Here is a 21,330-nt window from a genome sequence, read left to right on the forward strand (position 1 = left end):
TTAATCCGATCCATTCTGTTTTCTGATCAAAAGCAGGGTGGGTTACAAAAACTAGAAATCATGGGAAAATATAATAGAGGAATAAACGGAGAATTTTTAGGGAAAATTGGCAGCACTGTAGGTAGCACATGGAAAGGGATAAGTTATATGAAAGCCTTACCAAAGCTGTCAAATAAAAAAGGTAGTGCCAGGCAAATTGCACAAAGAACCAAATTTAGGGTAGCAGCTAAGTTTTTGCAACCGTTGTATCCAGTGGTGGACGTAGGTTTTAGACAGCAAGATTTTAAACGCTCTCCAAAGAATGCGGCCTTATCCGAACTGATGAAATATGCTATGACTGGTGAAAATCCTGACTTTAAGATTGACTTAAATAGTCTGGTGCTTTCGCTAGGATCTCTAAGACCCCCTTCAACAAAGGGTGTATCAATAGTAGATGGTCAGATTATTTATACCTGGGGTGAGAATGAGAATGCAAAGGGTAAGTATGATTCAAACGGTGTTATTATTGTTGCCATAGCCGCAGGAGTATACCCTGAGTTTTCAATAAATGACTTTACCAGAGGCCAGGGGGCAGCGAGTTTATACTTGCCGGATGCACCAACAGGCGCAGAAATTCATTGCTACTTAGCCTTTATGGCCAATGATGGGTCTATGCGTGTAAGCAACAGTATCCATGTAGGCACTGTAATAATGCCGTAGTTAGAAAAATAGATTTTTAGCAGGAATAAATATATGGAAGTAGTCTTTTATTAATCCCGGGTGTTCATTAAAAGCATCCGGGATTTTTTGTGTTCTATCTAAATTATTTCGTTGGTCTAAAGTTTATATTACCACCCCACTATCCCACCTTTCCTCCTTCCTACCTTTTTCATTCGAAAATGTTAACAGAAAGTTAAAAGTTTTGAATAGTTTGGGATAATAGCTAATTTAAAGATGAATATAATTATTAACCTATAAAACCTCAACGTCATGTTTGCAACTATTCATACCATTACAGATGATGTGATTTTCAGAAAATCGATCAACTGGAAAAATACCAATATTAAAGACTCTATAAATATTGATTGCGAAAAAATGTACAACGGCATTGAGTCTAACTTTAATAAGCTGATAGGGAAGGGTTCTTTAAAGCACGTGATTAAAAAAGCCCGGTGTTATATCGATAATTTACTTACAGTCAAGGAAAAATTAAGTGTAAAGCCATGGCATTTTCCAACAAACTTATCACCTGTAGAGTATCAGAGTTTTTTACAGGATACAAACTTTTATTTAATGATTTCTGGAGTTTTAATCAAAGCTTCGTTTATGTTTTCCGGTTTCTTATCCACTCTGAAAAACTATTCCGTCGTTAAACTATTGCCCAGGTTTTCGAGCCAGCCTCGTAAAGTTAATGAAGCGCTTGCCCGCTTGCGTTCGTATAAGTGGATAAAAACGATTTCGTATTATGGAAACCATAATGCATTTTTAAATGCTTTAGATGAATATAAAGAGCTTATCAATAAGGTTCCCGGATCATCAATGTTGTTTCCTGTTGTAACCGAACTTTATAAGGATTTAAACAGGGAGCCGGTAACCCAACAGGAAGAAGAATACCTTACCGGAAAATTGATGGCTGTAAACAAAAGGTTAAGCGCTTGTTCTGATTTTAAGGAATGGTATAAGGTAAGACCCATAATACTTGCCGGACTCACCATGGCGGGAAATCACGAGTTTTACCGTTCAGCCTACATCAATATTTTAAATGAGACTGTTGATGTTGACAATAGTGAAGTGATGCACGAAGAATTATGCTTTGTAAAGCACGAATATGAGGAAGCTAAATTGCTTTTAAAACAGGAGAATTCGTTTGTGCCCAAAAGTGTAACCTATTTTAAGGAATTAGTTTATCAGGTTGCAAAGCTAAATAAAAAGAAAAGTTCCAGGTTTGATGGGTATATTGAATGGACACATAACCCCAAGGAATTTGTAAAGAGTATTCATGCCGCAATAAGCAACGGTTATATTTCATTAAAAGGAAATACCGACATGAAACCCATATTGGAGTTTTTGTCGCAGTTTATAAAGGTTAAGAAGCAAAATAATAAAGGCTGCCTTACACGGAAGTCTCTGATTACCTATTTTAAACGCGCAAATACCGGCGACTTGTAGTGCTGTTTAGTATAATTAAAACCTATAGAGAGCAACAAGGGGGGTAAAAGTACTACGATATACTAATGATTGTTTTATCATATTGTTTGTGGATTTAAAAAGTCTAATGGTTTAGTTGTAGAGTATTATAGTAGGTTGTATTTGGTGTAGTATATTGAATAATAGATAGTAGAGAGTGGGTGAGTTGAGGGTGATTATTCTGGAACTTTTGTTTTATTTAAATAATTACGATAAAAAATTTGCAAAATATTTGTATAATCGAATAAAATGTTGCTTCTTTGTATTAACTCATAGTTTAGGGTTAGGTTTGGTTAAAGATTGGAAAGTCTCGCTGGTGCACCGGCGGGACTTTTTTCATTTATGGGTGTGGGTTTTTTTTATTATTTTTGGAATAACAATAAAACGTGTTGCCATGATTACTTCTTTGTCGCAATTGGATTTAAATAAAAAGTATTCTTATGCGGAGTACCTTACCTGGCAGTTTCAGGAACATTTGGAGTTGATTAGAGGCCGTATTTTTAGGATGACACCTGCGCCAACAAGAAGGCATCAGAAAGCATCATTTAAATTGTCTCTTCAAATTGGAAATTATCTGAATAATAGGAGTTGTGAAGTATATACAGCCCCTTTTGATGTCAGGTTTCCAAAAGAAGGTGGTGATGATAATACTTATACTGTGGTGCAACCTGATATTTGTGTTATTTGTGATAAATCAAAGCTGGATGACAGGGGCTGCGTTGGGGCTCCGGATTTTATTATTGAAATTTTATCACCAACAACAGGAGCCAAGGATGCAACCATAAAATTTGATTTGTACGAGGAGCAAGGGGTAAGGGAATATTGGATGGTTTATCCAGGTGAGCATTTGTTGGATGTATTTCTATTGGATGACAAGGGAAAATATCAATTTGTAAAAAAATATACTCAGGATGACAAAGTGAAGGTAAATGTGTTTGAGGATTTGTATGTTGATATGTCTGAGGTTTTTAAGGATTGAGAATGGCTGTTAGGGCATTTTGCCTTTAGTGAATCTAACATCATCTGAAGATTATTGGTAATTTAATATTCTTGGTAAGGAACCGATCTTATGTACTTCTGATAAAGATCGGATTCTAATAGCTCTTCGCTCTTCGCTCTCAGCTCTCTGCTCTGTGCTCTTTGCTCTCAGTATAATAAGGAACCGATCTTACGTACAAGGCGCTAATAAAGATCGGATCCTAATAGCTCTCAGCTCTCCGCTATCGGCTATAAGCTAATAGCCCTCCGCAAAACAACCCCCTACTTCACTTTCATGGGGATTCCGCTTACCATCATAAAAACTTCGTTGGCTTTTGCAGCAATGTATTGGTTCATCCATCCCTGAAGATCAGTGAACTTTCTTTGTATTTCGTTTTCGGGCATGCCACCTAAACCAATTTCATTTGAAACAATAATAAAATGGGCATCTTGAAGTACCAACTTCTCAAATTCTTTTTTTGCTTCGTTTAATGAAGTATCAATATCGCTTTTGTTGTCGAAGAAAAAGTTGGTAAGCCAAAGGGTGATGCAGTCAACTAGCACCACTTTGCCGTTATAAGAATGTGTTGAGAGGTATTTTTCTTCTTCAATATTTTCCCATCTATGGTCCCTGTCTGCTTTATGGCGGTCTATGCGTTTTTTGTGTTCATCGTCCCAGATACGCGAAGTGGCCAGGTAAACCGGTCGTGAACTGTTTTTAAGGGCCAGATCCTGGGCAAAAGAGCTTTTTCCTGATCGTTGGCCGCCTGTTATAAATGTTAGCTTCATGTTTGTTAATCTTTACAGTTTTACCACAAAGGGCACTATGTAGGTTTCACGAAGAACACAAAGAATTAAAATTTAACTATTTTAATTCAAAAATAATTTTGTATTCAATATTATCAATATTCGTTTTGTGTTCTTTGTGAAATTTTCTTTGTGTGCTTTGAGGTTAGTATTATAAAAACTCTACTTGATTATAATCTGTGGAATGCAAAGTTATTTTAATAACACAACCATAGTTCAACTGAAGTGAGAAAATTTTATCGGCAGGAATTTCAAGATATCTCATGAGCAAGCTTCGTATTACACCTGAATGCGATACTATTGCCACAGTTTCGCCTTTTGTAGTCTGTTTTTCAATATCATTAAAGCTTTGCAAGCAGCGATTATATAGCTGATGAAAGGTTTCTCCATTGGGGGGACTTTGGTTCATGAAATTGTTTGCCCATTTGTCCATCGTGTTTTTATCTATACTGGCCCATGGCTGCATTTCCCAGTCTCCAAAGTCTAGTTCTTTTAGTCTAACATCATAATTGATTACACTATCAGGGAAAAGCTTTTGAGCCAATTTATCGCATCTGATTAAAGGGCTTGAATAGATAGAAGAAGGATTAACCTCTTTTAATAGCTTATTAATAACCGCGGCTTCTTCATCAAAAGACCCGTTTACATCAAGATCAGAAATCCCGTAGCAGATACCAGGTGTTACATCTGGAGTTGTATGTCGAATAATATAAAGTTGTTTCATATTTTTAAAACCACAAAGAGCACGAAGGAGTTTTCACAAAGTACGCAAAGAGCTATAGTATAACTCTTTTGATTCCTTGTTTTAAGTATTTTACATTAAAATTGATTAATAGACCTAGTTTGCATTCTGAAAGTTTCATGTAGGTTAGTATCTGAGCTAAGTGCACATCAGTTAAGGACTCGCAAACTTTTAATTCAACGACAATTTCATCTTCTACTAATAAATCTATTCTATATCCGGTCTCAAGTTGAACATCTTTATATATTAGCGGCAATCCTTTTTGTCTTTCAACCTTAATACCCCTGTTTTTTAGCTCATAAACAAGACATTCTTCATAAGCATTCTCCAATAAACCAGGCCCAAGTGACTTATGAATCTCAAATGACGCATTCAAGAGTTGTTTATATACACTTTCAATATCATTTGCTATTGTATTTATCTTAGTGTTCATTGTGAAAATTCCTTAGTGTTCTTTGTGGTTAAGTTAGGGCAATAATACTCAAATAAAAAATAACTTCTGTTACTTGTTGCACCGTGCCCAAACAATCCCCCACGTAACCACCAATCCATTTTTTAAAATACCTTTCGAGCCAAAGTTTGGTGATTAGTAAAGGGATGATGCACAAGTAAACCATCCAGTTCCTGAATATAAGTAATGAGGCAAGCCCTGTAATAATTGCAATTGACTGATCGGAAAATGTAATATTTTTTGTTACTGGTTTTGATTTGCTGGTTTCATCCTCACGCACATATTCTAGGGTGTACATTGTAGAAACCGCAAACATGCGGCTGATGGCATGGGCTGAAATAATGGCGGGGATGATAAGATCCTGCTCTACCGAAGAAACAGCTAAAAACTTTAAAAGCAATAATAATATCGTTCCTATCATACCATAAGCACCAACCCGGGAGTCCTTCATGATGAGGAGGATTTTTTCCTTGTTCCATCCACCGCCAAACCCATCACAAGTATCGGCAAACCCATCCTCATGAAAACCACCGGTCAATAAAATGGTCGCTATCATTGACAGCACAACAGATATATGCAAAGGGAAAATAAATGACGACAGATAATATACCAGTGCTCCCGTGCCCCCAACAATTAATCCAACCAGGGGAAAGTATCGGTTGCATTTATTGATATTGCTTTGGGAATAACCAACCCACTTTGGGGCTGGAATCCGTGTTAAGAACATTAATGCCGTAAAGAAAAGTTTTATTTGTTGCATCATAATACAATAGTTCGTTAGTTTTTTATAAGTGTTAGATTATGAGATGCTTAATAAAATCAACTTAAGCTAGGTAAAAATCTGATTTTAAGCATCTTGCAACTAAGTCTCTTATCTCTTATCTAAAATCTAACGATCTGTTAAATAAAGAATTGCTAGAAAAATGGGTTGTGGTTTCTTTCGTGCCCAATAGTTGTTGAAGGGCCATGTCCTGAATATACCACCACATCATCCGGAAGCGACAAAAGATGTTCCTTGATGCCATTGATCAGGGTATCAAAGTCGCCACCCGGTAAATCGGCGCGACCAATGCTTTCACGGAAAATGACATCTCCGGCAATTACAAAATTATCCTCTTCGCAGTATAGCACTATTCCTCCCGGAGAATGACCCGGAACATGCAGAACCTTGATGGTAGTTCCACCAAACTCTATTTCCTGGTTGTGTTCAAGGTAACCTTTTAAAGCCGGGGGATTCTGGTCCAGCTGCATGCCCATTTGAGCTGCATAAGGCACTGTTTGTTCAATCCAGAACTCATCCCCTTTGTGCGCTTCTGCACCTAAGTTAAACCTTTCGCATACATATCTGTTTCCAAATACATGGTCAAGGTGAAGGTGGGTGTTGAGTAGTCTTTTGGGTGTTAAGCTGTTTTGTGACAGGAAAGTGACAAGGTGTTGTTGTTCCTCGGCAGTCAGGCAACCGGGGTCGATGATGATGCAGTCTCCATTTTCGGCAGCCACAACATAAGTGTTTTCCTGCCAGGGGCTATAAATTAATGTATGTACTTTAAGCATAGTTTCCTTGATTTTATTACGTTATTGACTTTATATGAATGTTTTGCATTGTTTTGTTATACTTCATTTCCACAATACGGAACCGATTTTATTTCCCACAATACGGAACCGATCTTATTTACAGGTTGCTTATAAAGATCGGATCCTGCTAGCTCTTCGCCCTCTGCCCTCCGCTCTTTGCCCTCTGCTCTCCGCTATCGTCAGACTTCCACAATACGGAACCGATCTTATTTGCAAGGTGCTTATAAAGATCGGATCCGGTTAGCTCTCCGCCCTTTGCTCTTCGCCCTCTGCTCTCCGCTACTTAACAACCCCTTTGAGCATGGGTACAAATTCAAACTTGCCAAAGTCTTCCTGACTAAATTCTGTTTCAGAAACCCTGGTTACCCTGATCATTGTTTGAGTTTTTCTTCCAACGGGAATAATCATCGAAGCCCCAATTGCCAGTTGCAGTAGCAACTCTTCCGGGATGTCCGGGGCGCCGGCAGTAATAATAATCCCATCAAAAGGGGCAAACTGGGGCAGGCCTTTGTATCCATCGCCTAAAAAGAAACTTAGCTGGTACCCCATTTGAGGTAGCAACTTGCTGCTTTTTAAGTATAGCTCACGTTGCCTTTCTATGGAAAAAACTTTAGCACCCATTTCTACTAGTACTGCGGCCTGGTAGCCCGAACCTGTGCCCACTTCTAAAATTCGGTCTCCCCGTTTTATATTTAGCAATTGGGTTTGAAAAGCAACAGTAAAAGGTTGTGAAATGGTTTGCCCTGCACCAATAGGAAAGGCTTTGTCCTGATAGGCAAATTGGATAAAGCTGCTTTCAAAAAACATATGTCGCGGTACATTTCCAATGGCTCTCAAAACTTTATTACAAGTAATCCCTTTTTGAGCTATCTCCTGCACTAATCTGTTTCGTAGGCCTTTATGTCTAAATGTATCCATATTCATTTTAAATAGGATGTAAAAATAATCATCTTCTAAAATAATTAAGGATTAAAAGCGTTATTTTAACTTGCAAGAGAATGTATATGGTTGAAGAAAGAGCCCCAAGAAGAATTAACGAAAAGAAAATAATATATTGGCATCTGGTGTCAGATGTACTGGCGATAGTGTTGGCGCATGTGTTTTTTGTGAATAACTATAAGCTGAACTATCATGAGATTTACAGGTTGGTTTTGCCACAGGAAGCATTACCATTTGCCCCGCCCTTATTTTTGTTTGTAATGGTATTGGTTTGGATGGGTGTTTTTTACCTGGCTGGTAATTACTACAATGTGGCACGAAGATCGGGGATGCAACTTTTGGGACCCACCCTTGTTTCCGTATTTTTTATTACCCTTTTGTTGTTTTTTGGATTAGTAAGTGTGAGTGAATTGGGGATTGGGGATATTCATCTGGAAATGTCAGTACGCTATTTTATCATAGTCTTTGGAAGTGTATTTGCATTAAAGATGATTCTTGTGTGGGTGCATCAATATAAATTGCACAAAGGAAAAATCGGTTATTTGGGGATTTTAATAGGGAATCAGGAAAAAGCCCTGGAGATTATCAAAAACTATCATGAATCAAAGAATAAATCAAGTTTTAGATATATTGGGTATGTGGCCCAAGATATGGATAAGGGAAATGACCTGTCGGGATTTGTACCTTGTTTGGGAACATTATCAGAGATGTCCCAAATTGTTAAGGAAAATTCGTTTGATGAAGCCTTGATTGTTCTTGAAAATGCAAGCCATCATGAAGTTAACAGCGCTATTAATGAATTGCGCAGCAAGCCATGTTTAATAAAGTTATTAACAGATTTAGACCATATAATTGAAGGAACCTTGAAGACAGCTAATATTGAATTTTTGCCTTATATCTCTATTTCGCGTAACCAGATGCCCGTGTATCAGCGGGCGTTAAAAACTACTATTGACTATGTGTTTGCCTGGGGAGGGATGATTTTTTTATCGCCGGTGTTTGTTTTGCTGGCATTGGGTGTCAGGTTATCCTCGCCAGGACCGGTTTTTTATAAGCAAGAGCGCATTGGAAAGGATAAAAGGCCTTTTAAGATGTATAAGTTCAGATCAATGTACATTGACGCAGAGGAAAATGGTCCTGCCTTGTCATCAAATAACGACCCCAGAATTACTCCTTTTGGCAGATATCTCCGTAAGTGGCATTTGGACGAGCTGCCCCAGTTGTATAATGTCATTCTGGGGGATATGTCGTTGGTAGGGCCGCGTCCGGAACGAAAGTATTTTGTTGACCAACTGGTTGCCAGGGTGCCGCATTATGCCCAGCAGTTTCTGGTTAAGCCCGGAATAACTTCGTGGGGTATGGTAAAGTATGGTTATGCAGAAAATATTGAACAGATGATAGAACGTTTGAAGTATGATACCATGTATTTGGAAAACAGGACGCTGGTAGTGGATTTGAAGATTATGCTTTACACCGTTAAATCTATTATTTGCGGAGATGGGAAGTGAGGTGGTAGCTTATAGCGAATAGCTTATAGCTGATAGCCGATAGCCAATGGGATCCGATCTTTATTGGCGCCTTGTAAATAAGATCGGTTCCTTATTTTGCAAATCTGACAATAGCAGAGAGCAAAGGGCAGAGTGCACCTCATCCCTCGGGTAGTGTTTTACTAAAAATTCTTGTACTAAATATCTTGTCTGCTTAAGCAGGGCATAACAAAAACAATGTTCGAAAAAAAAGTAAGAAACAAAACAAACGTAGAGCAAAACAGGGATAAGTTGGTTTAATGAAGATTTAATCAGTGTTTCATATATGTAAGTATTTGATATCAGTAATTATAATTTCTTCAATATGCGTTTTAGGGATTATTCTAGTTTTAATTTGACTATTCAGGAATAAAATCTATGTTTGTGGTCTCTTCAAGAAGTTAATGTAAAACCTGTCAAGCTATTTTAGGGAATTACAGAGAGCGAGTAGCTTATGGCTGATAGCTTATAGCCGGTAGCCTATAGCAGATAACCAATAGGATCCGATCTTTATAAGCACCTTGTAAATAAGATCGGTTCCTTATTGAAATTGCATCACTTTCTGCCATCCTGCGCAAGTTTTTTCACATCTTGCATGATATTCTCCCCGCCTTGCACGGGTTTCTTAACGCCCTGCACGAGTTTCTTTCTGTCCTGCATAATAATTTTCTCGTCCTGCATAAAAATATAGTGAAGCTGCATTACTTTCTTATCGTCTGCACCACTTTCTCCTGTCCTGTCGCGGGTTTCAGAGGCATAAACAGGTTGCAAAACCACTTTCTTTTGTTGATCTCTCAAAAATTTCTCATGTTCATCAGATATTGTTAGATTTGTTGGCTGTAAAATAATTGACCAAGAAATATCAAGAATGCAACATATGCACCACTCAATCAAAAACAAAAAAACAATGAAAAAAATATTCGTTTTCCTAGCCTTGCTTATTCCCCTAAATACATTTGCACAAACAAAAACTGTTTCGCTAGAAGACCTGAATAAGTTCGGAACCTTTGCAGCCAGAGGTATTAACAAATCAAAGTCGATGGCTGATGGGATACATTACACTACTTTGGAAAAAGGGACACAGATCAATAAATATGCTTATTCTTCGGGTAAAAAAGTTGCCACCCTGTTTGATATAGCCAACATTAAAGATTGTCCTATCCAACACATTCAGGATTATGAAATAAACAGTACCAACACCAAAATATTAGTATACACAAATCAGGAAATGGTGTACAGGCGAACATTTAAAGCCAATTTTTTTGTTTACGACATTAAACGCAAAGAAATAAAACCTTTATCGGAAGGAGACAAGCAACAAGCTGCAGAATTTTCGCCTGATGGAGAGATGGTTTCTTTTGTAAAAAACAACGATGTGTACATCTATAAAATTAAGTTTGATACCGAAACAAGAGTGACCAAAGATGGTGAGTTCAACAAAATTATCAATGGTGTTCCGGATTGGGTTTACGAAGAGGAATTTGAATATAACAAAGCTACTGCGTGGTCGCCCAATAGTACCGAGTTGGCCTATGTACGATTTGATGAAACCAACGTTAAAAAATTTTCATTCCCGGTGTACAAAGGCAGCAACCCTACCCACAATGAATACGCTTTATATCCTGGCGAATACAATTTTAAATACCCTAAAGCCGGAGAGGAAAATGCAAAAGTTTCGGTAAAGGTTTTCCACATAAAAAACAGGACAACCAAAACCATGAAGATTGAAGAGGGAGATTATTATCTGCCACGGATCAAATGGACACAGGAACCCGGCAAACTTGGCATCTTAAAGCTTAACCGGTTACAAAACCAATTCGATTTGCTTATTGCCAACACGGCTACAGCCATTGCCCAAAGTGTATTTACCCACAGAAACGATTACTACTTAGATGTAGAGATTCTTAACGACCTTACATTTTCAAATGACGGTAAATATTTTATATACGTTAGCGAAATGGATGGTTACAACCACATCCACCTTTATACTATGGCAGGAATGAAAGTCAGGCAACTCACCAAAGGAGAATGGGATGTAACTGATTTTTACGGGTACGATGAAAACAAGAAACTATTGTACTATCAGGCCGCTAAAGTATCGTCAACCCAAAGAGAAGTTTACGCCGTGAGCATTGATGGCAAAAAGGACTATAAACTCACAAGCAAAACCGGGATGCACAGTGCCGATTTCAGTACCGGATTTAAATACTTCATCAATACGTTTTCAAACACCAGTACACCACCACAATACACACTACATACGCAAAGCGGGAAATATATCAGAACCCTTCAGGACAATGCAAGCCTGAAAGAAACCGTTTCTCAGTTCCGTATTTCCCCAAAAGAATTCTTCACTTTTACTACATCCCAAGGTGTTGAGTTAAATGGATGGATGGTTAAACCTCTTGATTTTGATACAAACAATAAATACCCGGTTTTAATGACCCAATACAGTGGACCAAACTCTCAAGAAGTTTTGGATGAATGGTCTGTTGGCTGGGAACAATACCTGGCATCGCAAGGCTATCTTGTAGCCTGTATCGATCCAAGGGGAACCGGCGCACGCGGCGAAGAATTCAGAAAGTGCACCTACATGAAACTGGGACAAATTGAGTCGAACGACCAGATTGAAGGCGCCAGATACCTGGGCTCACTTAACTATACCGATGCATCAAGAATCGGGATTTGGGGCTGGAGCTATGGTGGCTTTATGAGCTGTAGCTGTTTAAGCAAAGCCAACGGAATTTTTAAGGTAGGTATTGCGGTTGCCCCTGTTACCAACTGGCGTTATTACGACAGTGTTTATACAGAACGTTTCATGCGCAAACCACAGGAAAACCCCAAAGGTTACGACGAAAATTCGCCCATTAACATGGCTGACAACCTGACCGGGCGTTTGTTTATTATCCATGGCATGGCCGATGACAATGTTCATTTTCAAAACACGGTTGAATACATTGAACAACTGATTCAGGCCAACAAGCAATTTGATATGTTTGCATACCCCAACAGAAACCATGGTATTTATGGCGGAAACACACGGATGCACTTATACCAGATGATGAGCGATTATCTAAAGAAAAATTTATAAGCTAATTATTCTACAAACACCAGAACTTTATACTGATTATGGATTTTAGGGACAGGGTATTTTTATCGGTAGCAGAAAACTTGAGCTTCTCAAAAGCAGCAGAAGAAATGTTTATCAGTCAACCGGCTGTTACAAAACACATCAAGGAGCTGGAATCCAGATTAAAGAGTACCCTGTTTGAAAGAAAAGGCAACCGTATTTATTTAACAAAGGCAGGGAAGCTCAATTATGAATACCTAAAAAAAATAAAACACCAGTATGAAGAACTCGAATTTGAACTGGGCAGGCTAAACGACACCTTTAAGGGAACCTTGAGGATCGGGGCCAGCTCAACCATTTCGCAGTATGTGATCCCGGAGGCGCTCGCATCTTTTTATAAAAAATACCCAAAAATAGACCTGCATCTATTAAGTGGAAACTCATACGAAATTCAACAAAAACTAATCAACGAACAAATTGATATTGCCTTAATAGAGGGTTCTTCATCCATGCAGGAATTACAATATTCTGATTTTATGCCCGATGAAATCGTTGTGGTTACCGGTTCTAACAGCGTATATTCAAAACGCAAGCAAATTGCCATTTCCGACCTGGCCAATATCCCCCTTGTTCTTAGAGAGAGAGGCTCTGGTACGCTTGAAGTGATAAAAAAATCATTACTCGAAAATAAAGTGGATTTTGAAGATCTTAATATTGTAATCCATTTGGGAAGTACCGAGGCAATCAAAAACTTTTTAACCGATTTTAATGGTGCAGCCCTGGTTTCCGAAAAATCCATCAGTAAAGAAGTGGAGCTGAAACAAATTGTCAAAATCAACGTCCCAAAACTAAAGATAGACCGAAAATTCCGGATAGCCCTTCGAAAAGGGAATCCTACCTATAGTGCGCAACTATTTATCAATTTCTTAAATGCTCATAACTTTTAATTATATTGTATAACTTTTTTGTATTTGCTTTAGTTATTGCATCAGGCTATTTTTGCTTCTGTAAAATTTAAGAAACAAAACTGATGCAATTAAATCCACGTCAAATACAAGCAGCCTACATTATTGCGATAGCCTTTTGCTTTATGCCAATGCTATCTCCGGCTTTTGCATTAATCATGGGCATTGCATTTTCGTTGGCAGGACTTAAAAGCAAAGTTTTCTCTCAACACACCTCACTTAGCTTAAAAGCATCTATTGTATTAATGGGATTTGGCATGAACCTGACCCAGGTAGTTAATACTTCGCAGAGTGCTTTTTTTGAAACGGCAATATCGGTAATAACAGTTATGCTTGCCGGATATTTCCTGACCCGGTTATTTAAAATCGAAGCAAAAACAGGACTTCTAATATCGGCAGGTACTGCAATATGCGGTGGAAGCGCCATTGCGGCCATATCAAATGTTCTGAATGCCCGAAACCACCAGGTTTCATTTTCACTGATTGTAGTGTTTATTTTAAACGCCATAGCCTTGCTTGTATTCCCGTCTATAGGCCATTATTTTAACCTCAGCCAGGAAACCTTTGGACATTGGGCTGCCATTGCCATACACGACACCAGCTCTGTTGTTGGTGCTGGAGCCAGTTACGGTAAAGAGGCCCTGGAAATTGCAACAACCGTAAAACTAATAAGGGCTTTATGGATTATTCCATTAGCCATCATTATTGCAATCACCCAAAAAAACAACGACAAAAAAGCATTTAAATTCCCTTTTTTCATTGTACTGTTTGTGGTTGCTATAATTATTGCTCACTTTTTGCCCCAATACCAGGAAGGTTTTGCCCATATAAAATGGTTGGGAAAAAGGGGAATGGTGGTTGCCTTATTCCTGATTGGCTCTGAGATGTCGATAAAAGAAGCTAAAAAAGCGGGCGTTAAAAGTTTTGTTTTTGGCATTTTGCTTTGGGCAATTATTGGAGGTTCATCGCTGTTATATTTAACCTCAACCAACTAGGCAATGACAACATTATGGATTATTTGCATCATAACTCTTGCCAGCCTTATAAAAGGAATTACCGGATTTGGTTTTGCTCTGGTTGCATTACCTCCCTTGCTCTTATGGTATGCACCATCAGATATTATTCCTGTAATTGTAATATGTAACTTTATTTCATCAACTATAATTATCCTTCAAAAGAAGGATTTGAATTTAGTACCCCGCAAAGCCAGATACATGATAGCCACAGCATCGGTATTTACTTTGTTTGGGGTACTGATTTTAAAACACCTTACAGCAGATAGCCTGACACATTCCATAAGCTTAATATTTATTACCCTAACCGGACTTTCCTTCTTTAGATTAAAGACTTCTATTAAAATACCGGACTTTTCCTATCCGGTTATAGGAGCAATTATTGGCCTTTTGGCAGGTTGCACCTCTGTAGGTGGACCTCCACTGGCCATATTTTTAAACGCGGCCAAGGTAAGCAATCAACAATTCCGCGTTATTTTTTCATGGTTTAACATCGCCACTGCTTCTATTGCAATAATAGGTTATGCCATAGCCGGATTGATCACCATGGAATCGTTACACCTTGTTCTGCTTTTTACCCCTGTTCTATTTTTGGGCACTTTTATAGGTAAAAAACTAAACAGTAAGATACCATCCTTATTATTTAAGAAGTCAACCTTGGTAATTACCCTGATATCATGTATAATTTTACTGCTTAAATAGACTTGATTATCTATAAGTCTTATTAAATTTGTGACTGTAAAAACATCAGCAAATACAATGAAAATTACAGCACTTATTATAACATTAGGGTTAAGCATAAGTACAATTCAAGCTCAGGAACTTGATGTATTTGGCAACAAAGTACCCTCTAACAAATCAGTTACAACACAAAATGCCCCCGGTAAAATCAACCAAAAAGATAGTCAGGGACTAAAACAAGGCTATTGGGAAAAAAGATATAACAACGGCAAAATTGCCTATTCCGTAACTTTTAAAGATGATAAGCCCATTGGCGAATTAAAAAGGTTTTATAACAATGGCAACAAAAAGGTTATAATCAGGTATGATGATAAAGGAGAATATGGCGATACTGAAATGTACTCTGAAGATGGGAAGCTAACCTCCAGAGGCCGGTACTTTGGAAAAATTAAAGATGGTAAGTGGGATTTCTTTTCAAAAGAAAACAAACTTTATTCTACCGAGCATTACAACATGGGGAAGAAAAATGGGATCACTACCTACTATTTCCGTAATGGTAAAAAAGCAGAAGAACTGGAGTGGAAAGAAGATGTTAAGGATGGAGTTTGGAATAAATTTCACGAATCCGGCAACATCAAATTAAAAGCAGCCCATTCTAAAGGCCATATTGAAGGACCATACATGGTGTATTTCGACAATGGAAAAACTGAAATTCAGGGACAGTTTTTAAACGGGAAAGAAGAAGGAACCTGGTTAGTATTTACCCCTACCGGAAACTTGTTATACAAAATTGAATATAAAGAAGGTAAAACACTCAACACCGAGGAGTTTGATGAAAAACAACAAAAACTGTTTGAAGAATTTGAGAAAAACAAAGGGCGACTGAAAGATCCGGAAGAGTTCCGCCACGACCCGGATTCTTATATGAGGGGTAATTAACCGATAATTTGTCTTTGCAAGGCAATCAGTATTATAAAGGAACTTGAAAAGTTATATTGCAAATATTGTTACGCTACTTTTGGCATTGGTTTATTCCGAATTAAATGCCCAAAAGTATTTTGTTTCTTTTACTGATAAAGCAAACAATGAATTTACATTGTCAGCCCCTGAAGAATTTCTATCCACTAAAGCAATCGAAAGAAGAACAAAATACAATATTGCACTTTCAGAGGAAGATTTACCTGTATCTACATTCTATCTTGATAGCTTAAAAAAAATGGGAGTCCATATTCTCTGGCCTTCCAAATGGTTAAACGGAGCCATCATTGAAACATACAATACTACCCTGATCGATACCATCGATAGGGTATCGTTTATTTCAAAGGCCCAATTGATATGGAAATCAACAAGCGGGAAAACCATTCAAAAATTCCCGGATCAGCCCATTAATACATTCTTAAAGAGTGCTACAGAAACCTATGGCTTAGCCCTGGATCAAACCCAAACGGTAAACGGACATTTACTTCATCAGGAAGGCTATCAGGGCGAAGGAATGTATATTGCCGTCATCGACAATGGATTTGGAAACGTAAACACCTTATCTTCATTTACACACTTATGGAGCAACAACCAAATTACCGGAGCTATTGATTTTGTAGAGCCAGGCAGCGATATATACAATTCATATTACACCCACGGAACGGCTGTACTGTCCATTATGGCAGGGTTTATTGAAAATGAATATAAAGGAACAGCCCCTGATGCAAAATACCTTTTATTAAGATCGGAGGACAACAGGAGTGAATATCCAATTGAAGAATATAATTGGGTAATAGCAGCAGAATATGCGGATAGTGCAGGCGTTGATGTAATAAACTCTTCCCTGGGCTATTATGAATTTGACGATGCCTCTTTTAATTATTCATATTCGGACATGGATGGCCAGTCAACCACCTGTGTAAAAGGAGCCGAAATAGCCTTTTCAAAAGGAATGTTGGTGGTTTGCAGTGCAGGTAACGAAGGTGTATTGGATTGGAAATACATCATAACCCCATCAGATGGGGAGCACGTTATGGCTGTGGGTGCCATTCAACCAGACAGCATAGTAGCCAATTTTAGCAGCTATGGTCCATCATCCGACGGAAGGGTAAAACCAGATGTTTGTGCCATGGGGTATCTTAATGCAATTCAAAGCACAAGCGATTTAATAACAAGGGGGAATGGAACCAGCTTCTCTTCTCCGGTAGCAGCCGGGTTAGCAGCATGTTTATGGCAAACCAACCAAAACCTTTCAAACCAGGAGGTGCTTAACCTGATCAGGCAATCGGGAAACAAGTACACCAGCCCGGACAACAGGTTTGGATATGGCATTCCTGATTTCTTTGCTGCAGCAAATTTAGATAATGCCATCCGCACAAACGATAAAGATAATTTACAAGTATTCCCAAATCCATTTTCAAGCCAACTCCACATTATAAAGTTAGCCAACCCTTTGGGCAAGGCTGTACTTACAATTTATGACGTTACAGGCAATGTGGTGAGCAGGAAAAACACAAATGGCCAGCAAAAAATCACCTTTGACGGATTAAATGATCTCCCGCATGGCATTTACATACTTGAAATCATCGAATCTTCGGGAAAATACACATACAAACTTTTTAAAGAATAGCAATGAACGAATCTTCACTATCCTTATTTCAGTTAAACTCAATGATAAAAAAAAAGGTGCATGAAGCCTTTGCTGAAACCTATTGGGTTGTTGCAGAAATAAGTGAGATACGGGAGGTACGGAACGGCCATTGCTATTTGGAGCTGATTGAAAAAGACGAAAAAACAGAACAAATCATAGCCAAGTGCAGGGCCAACATATGGGCTTATACGTACAGGATGCTCAAGCCCTACTTTTTTCAGGCTACAGGACAGAACCTGACTTCAGGAATTAAAGTATTACTCAGGGCCAGCATAGATTTTCAGGAGGTTTATGGTTTCAGCCTGAACATAAGAGATATTGACCCCAATTATACATTGGGAGATATGGCTCAAAAGAAACAGGCCATCCTGAATAAACTAAGTGAAGAAGGGGTTATTGATATGAACAAGGAGCTAGAGGTTCCATTGGTTCCACAAAAAATTGCAGTCATCTCTTCGCCTACTGCTGCTGGATACGAAGATTTTTGCAACCAGTTAAACAACAACAGTTTTGGCTATAAGTTTTATATCAAACTATTTTCTGCCATCATGCAGGGCGAACAAACAGAAGCCTCTGTTACTGCAGCCCTTGACCGGATTTATGAATACGAAGATTTTTTTGATCTGGTTGTAATTATCAGGGGTGGCGGATCAACCTCCGACCTGATGTGTTTCGACAATTACTGGATCGCATATAACATTGCACAATTCCCTCTCCCGGTTTTTTCGGGCATTGGACACGAAAGGGACGAAACGGTGGTTGACTACGTGGCCCACACCCGGCTAAAAACTCCTACTGCAGTTGCAGAACACATCCTGGAGTTGGTTTCTTCTTTTGACGATCAGCTTCACTTCCTTAAAGATAATGTGGTTTCATCTACACGAGAAATATTATCCGGGTACAAGCTCCTTTTTGAACGGTCTTCAAATCGCTTTAAACCACTGGTAAACAACTCTATTATTCACCGAAAATCGGAACTCAACCGCTTTGCCCACAAACTCAGTTCTTTATCCAACACTTACATTAACAGTAAACTGACCCACATTTCACTGGTGAGTGAAAAAATCAAATCCGGAAGTCTGGGAAAAATAGCCAGGGAAAGAATTGAACTAAAACAGATTCCCCACCAACTATCCTCCGATTTAAAACTCTTTTTATCGGGTAAAAAGTCACAATTAAACCTAATGGAAAAAACAAACAAACTTGTTGATCCACATAATATATTGAGCAAAGGCTATTCCATTACATATATAAACGGCAAGGCCGTAAAAGATTCCTCCATGCTAAAAAAAGGAGACACAATTACTACACAGTTTAATACGGGCAGTATTGATAGTACGGTAAATTAATCACTTCTTTTTCGGTGTTTTAAAATATATTTCAGACATTTGCAGCAAATTCACAGGGATGTATTATGAACGATAAGAGTCAGAAGAAACACAGAAAAGGCCGTCCTTTTCAAAGCAAGAAGCAAACAGCTATTAAAGAAAACATTCCCACACCACCTTCACAAACAAAAGAGAAAGACCAAATACGTTTAAACAAATTCATTGCAAACGCCGGAGTTTGTAGCAGAAGAGAAGCAGACAGGTTAATTGCTGAAGGCCTGATTAAGGTAAATGGTGAAGTGGTTACACTGGTAGGTTCCATGGTAAAATTAAACGATGAGGTTATTTACGAAGGCAAAGTGTTGAATGCAGAAAAACTGGTTTATGTACTATTGAACAAACCCAAAGATTGTGTTACTACATTGAGCGACCCACATGCCAAGCGAACTGTTATTGATATTGTAAAAAATGCGTGTACCGAGCGTATCTACCCGGTTGGAAGATTGGATAAAATGACAACAGGGGTATTGCTGTTAACAAACGACGGGGATTTAGCCAAAAGGTTAACACACCCAAGTCACGAACACCGCAAAATATACCATGCCTTTCTCGATAAGCCCATCTCAAAGGAAGATTTGAAAAAAATTGAAACCGGTTTTGAGCTGGAAGATGGTTTTATCAAATCGGATAAATTAAGTTTGGTGAAAGAAAATCCACTTGAAGTTGGTATCGAAATTCATTCCGGAAAAAACCGGATTGTCAGGCGGATATTCAAACATCTGGGCTACGAAGTAATAAAACTCGACAGGGTATATTTTTCAGGTTTAACCAAAAAGGATGTCCCCAGAGGGAAATGGCGTTTTCTCACACAAAAGGAAATAACATTCCTGAAAGCAGGAATCATGAAATAAAAAGAATTTATATAATTAAGAAACGTACAAATAAGTATAATATATTATGACACTAATCAAATCAATATCTGGTATCCGCGGAACTATCGGAGGAGTACCCGGAGAAGGCTTAAGTCCGTTAGACGTTGTTAAATTTACTGCCGCTTATGCATCCTGGGCAAAAAACAACGCACAAAAAGAAAATATAACGGTTGTTGTAGGCAGAGATGCCCGTATTTCGGGGCCTATGGTTGACAAGATTGTTGTTGGTACCTTAATGGGCTGCGGGGTTAATGTTATAAACCTTGGATTGGCAACTACCCCAACAACTGAGCTGGCTGTAACAATGGAAAAAGCAGATGGCGGAATCATATTAACTGCCAGTCATAACCCCAAGCAATGGAACGCTTTAAAACTGCTAAACAGCAAAGGCGAATTCTTAAGCGGAGCTGATGGCGAAGAAATTTTAGACATAGCGGAAAGAGAAGATTTCAATTTTTCGCAAGTTGATGATTTGGGATCAGTTATTGAAAATGATACTTATGTACAAAAGCACGTAGATCACGTTTGTGATCTGGATCTTGTAGATATAGATACAATAAAAAACGCAGGCTTTACTGTTGCTATCGACTGTGTTAACTCCGTTGGAGGAACTTATTTGCCTCCCCTGCTCAAAGCGCTTGGAGTAAAGGAGGTAATTGAGTTGTACTGCGAGCCCAATGGCGAATTCCCACACAACCCTGAACCTCTTCCGGAAAACCTGACTGAAATTTCAGCACTGATTAAAGATAAGAAAGCAGATGTTGGTTTTGTTGTGGACCCTGATGTAGACAGGTTGGCAATTGTAAACGAAGACGGCAGTATGTTTGGCGAGGAATACACACTGGTTGCCGTTTCTGATTACATCCTGAGCCAGCAAAAAGGGAACACCGTATCAAACCTTTCATCCACAAGAGCTTTAAGAGACGTAACTGAAAATCACGGTGGAAATTATACAGCTTCGGCAGTGGGTGAAGTTAACGTAGTAAGCAAGATGAAAGAAACCAATGCCGTTATTGGAGGAGAAGGAAATGGAGGAATTATCTATCCTGCATCACATTACGGAAGAGACGCTTTGGTTGGTATTGGTTTGTTTCTGACTCACCTTGCTAAATCAGGGAAAACCTGTTCAGAATTGAGGGCATCATATCCTGAATATTTCATTTCTAAAAATAAAATTGAGCTAACGCCAGAGTTGGATGTTGACAAAATTTTATGTGATATGAAGGATAAATACAGCAACGAACAAGTTAATGATATTGATGGTGTAAAAATTGATTTTCCAGACAGATGGGTTCATCTGCGTAAATCAAATACAGAACCAATTATCCGCATTTATTCTGAGGCACCTTCAGCTACCGAAGCAGAAGAACTTGCTCAAAAAATAATTTGTGATATAAAAGAAATAGCAGGTATTTAATATTTGTAAGAAAACTCCTGTTTTATAGTATCCCTACGCTCACCCCTTGTCCCGATCAAACGGGAGGAATCAAAGGAGTGAGCGTAGGAATCATGAGTTTTCTTGCAGAAA

The 21,330-nt window shown here is 38.5% G+C and carries 20 protein-coding genes; 13 read left to right on the top strand and 7 right to left on the bottom strand.

The features are described 5' to 3' along the window. Positions 1-60 precede the first annotated feature (60 nt). The 3 genes from OM074_RS07170 (at position 61) to OM074_RS07180 (ending at position 3,145) form a co-directional block, all read left to right on the top strand. Positions 61-699 (top strand): DUF6266 family protein, encoded by a 639-nt coding sequence (locus tag OM074_RS07170; protein WP_301198774.1) that lies wholly within the window; start codon positions 61-63, stop codon positions 697-699. A gap of 270 nt (positions 700-969) precedes the next feature. Beyond that, positions 970-2,148: a hypothetical protein gene (locus OM074_RS07175; RefSeq protein WP_301198775.1), complete on the top strand. Its 1,179-nt coding sequence runs from the start codon at positions 970-972 to the stop codon at positions 2,146-2,148. Positions 2,149-2,560: 412 nt separating this feature from the next. Next, a complete protein-coding gene (locus OM074_RS07180) occupies positions 2,561-3,145 on the top strand; it encodes a Uma2 family endonuclease (protein ID WP_301198776.1) in 585 nt (194 codons plus the stop codon). 281 nt (positions 3,146-3,426) lie between these two features. Here the strand turns inward: OM074_RS07180 and cobU are convergent, their stop codons facing one another. The 6 genes from cobU to OM074_RS07210 form a co-directional block, all read right to left on the bottom strand. Next, entirely contained in the window at positions 3,427-3,933 is a 507-nt protein-coding gene (cobU, locus tag OM074_RS07185) for a bifunctional adenosylcobinamide kinase/adenosylcobinamide-phosphate guanylyltransferase (protein WP_301198777.1), read from the bottom strand. A 169-nt stretch (positions 3,934-4,102) separates the two neighbouring features. Further along, positions 4,103-4,675, bottom strand: a complete 573-nt coding sequence (gene cobC / locus OM074_RS07190) for an alpha-ribazole phosphatase (RefSeq protein ID WP_301198778.1) — start codon at positions 4,673-4,675, stop codon at positions 4,103-4,105. A gap of 52 nt (positions 4,676-4,727) precedes the next feature. After that, on the bottom strand, positions 4,728-5,126 hold the full coding sequence (locus tag OM074_RS07195; RefSeq protein ID WP_301198779.1) for a GxxExxY protein: 399 nt from the start codon (positions 5,124-5,126) through the stop codon (positions 4,728-4,730). Positions 5,127-5,154: 28 nt separating this feature from the next. Further along, on the bottom strand, positions 5,155-5,907 hold the full coding sequence (locus tag OM074_RS07200) for an adenosylcobinamide-GDP ribazoletransferase (protein WP_301198780.1): 753 nt from the start codon (positions 5,905-5,907) through the stop codon (positions 5,155-5,157). Between the two features lie 152 nt (positions 5,908-6,059). Continuing rightward, a complete protein-coding gene (locus OM074_RS07205; RefSeq protein ID WP_301198781.1) occupies positions 6,060-6,698 on the bottom strand; it encodes an MBL fold metallo-hydrolase in 639 nt (212 codons plus the stop codon). 300 nt (positions 6,699-6,998) lie between these two features. After that, positions 6,999-7,637: a protein-L-isoaspartate(D-aspartate) O-methyltransferase gene (locus OM074_RS07210; protein WP_301198782.1), complete on the bottom strand. Its 639-nt coding sequence runs from the start codon at positions 7,635-7,637 to the stop codon at positions 6,999-7,001. Between the two features lie 80 nt (positions 7,638-7,717). Here OM074_RS07210 and OM074_RS07215 point away from each other — a divergent pair, with 80 nt between their 5' ends. Continuing rightward, on the top strand, positions 7,718-9,166 hold the full coding sequence (locus tag OM074_RS07215) for a sugar transferase (protein ID WP_301198783.1): 1,449 nt from the start codon (positions 7,718-7,720) through the stop codon (positions 9,164-9,166). Positions 9,167-9,739: 573 nt separating this feature from the next. On the opposite strand, the gene OM074_RS07220 is transcribed toward OM074_RS07215, so the two are convergent. Then, positions 9,740-9,982, bottom strand: coding sequence for a hypothetical protein (locus OM074_RS07220; protein WP_301198784.1), 243 nt, complete (start codon positions 9,980-9,982; stop codon positions 9,740-9,742). A 109-nt stretch (positions 9,983-10,091) separates the two neighbouring features. Here OM074_RS07220 and OM074_RS07225 point away from each other — a divergent pair, with 109 nt between their 5' ends. The 9 genes from OM074_RS07225 to glmM all read left to right on the top strand — a co-directional run bounded on the left by OM074_RS07225 (position 10,092) and on the right by glmM (position 21,219). Further along, positions 10,092-12,275 (top strand): S9 family peptidase, encoded by a 2,184-nt coding sequence (locus OM074_RS07225; RefSeq protein ID WP_301198785.1) that lies wholly within the window; start codon positions 10,092-10,094, stop codon positions 12,273-12,275. 38 nt (positions 12,276-12,313) lie between these two features. Continuing rightward, the gene (locus OM074_RS07230) at positions 12,314-13,201 is read left to right on the top strand and encodes a LysR substrate-binding domain-containing protein (protein WP_301198786.1); all 888 of its coding nucleotides are present in this window, start codon (positions 12,314-12,316) and stop codon (positions 13,199-13,201) included. Positions 13,202-13,284: 83 nt separating this feature from the next. After that, complete coding sequence (locus OM074_RS07235) at positions 13,285-14,214, top strand: YeiH family protein (RefSeq protein ID WP_301198787.1); 930 nt, start codon at positions 13,285-13,287, stop codon at positions 14,212-14,214. A 3-nt stretch (positions 14,215-14,217) separates the two neighbouring features. After that, the gene (locus OM074_RS07240; protein WP_301198788.1) at positions 14,218-14,934 is read left to right on the top strand and encodes a sulfite exporter TauE/SafE family protein; all 717 of its coding nucleotides are present in this window, start codon (positions 14,218-14,220) and stop codon (positions 14,932-14,934) included. A gap of 57 nt (positions 14,935-14,991) precedes the next feature. Continuing rightward, on the top strand, positions 14,992-15,852 hold the full coding sequence (locus tag OM074_RS07245) for a toxin-antitoxin system YwqK family antitoxin (RefSeq protein ID WP_301198789.1): 861 nt from the start codon (positions 14,992-14,994) through the stop codon (positions 15,850-15,852). A gap of 43 nt (positions 15,853-15,895) precedes the next feature. Continuing rightward, the gene (locus OM074_RS07250) at positions 15,896-17,521 is read left to right on the top strand and encodes a S8 family serine peptidase (RefSeq protein WP_301198790.1); all 1,626 of its coding nucleotides are present in this window, start codon (positions 15,896-15,898) and stop codon (positions 17,519-17,521) included. Positions 17,522-17,523: 2 nt separating this feature from the next. After that, positions 17,524-18,891, top strand: coding sequence for an exodeoxyribonuclease VII large subunit (xseA, locus tag OM074_RS07255; protein ID WP_301198791.1), 1,368 nt, complete (start codon positions 17,524-17,526; stop codon positions 18,889-18,891). Between the two features lie 65 nt (positions 18,892-18,956). Continuing rightward, entirely contained in the window at positions 18,957-19,781 is an 825-nt protein-coding gene (locus OM074_RS07260; RefSeq protein WP_301198792.1) for a pseudouridine synthase, read from the top strand. A gap of 46 nt (positions 19,782-19,827) precedes the next feature. Continuing rightward, entirely contained in the window at positions 19,828-21,219 is a 1,392-nt protein-coding gene (gene glmM / locus OM074_RS07265) for a phosphoglucosamine mutase (protein ID WP_301198793.1), read from the top strand. Positions 21,220-21,330: the final 111 nt, after the last annotated feature.

It is taken from the genome of Plebeiibacterium marinum (assembly GCF_026013615.1).
GTDB classification, from domain to species: Bacteria; Bacteroidota; Bacteroidia; order Bacteroidales; family Marinilabiliaceae; genus Saccharicrinis; species Saccharicrinis marinus_A.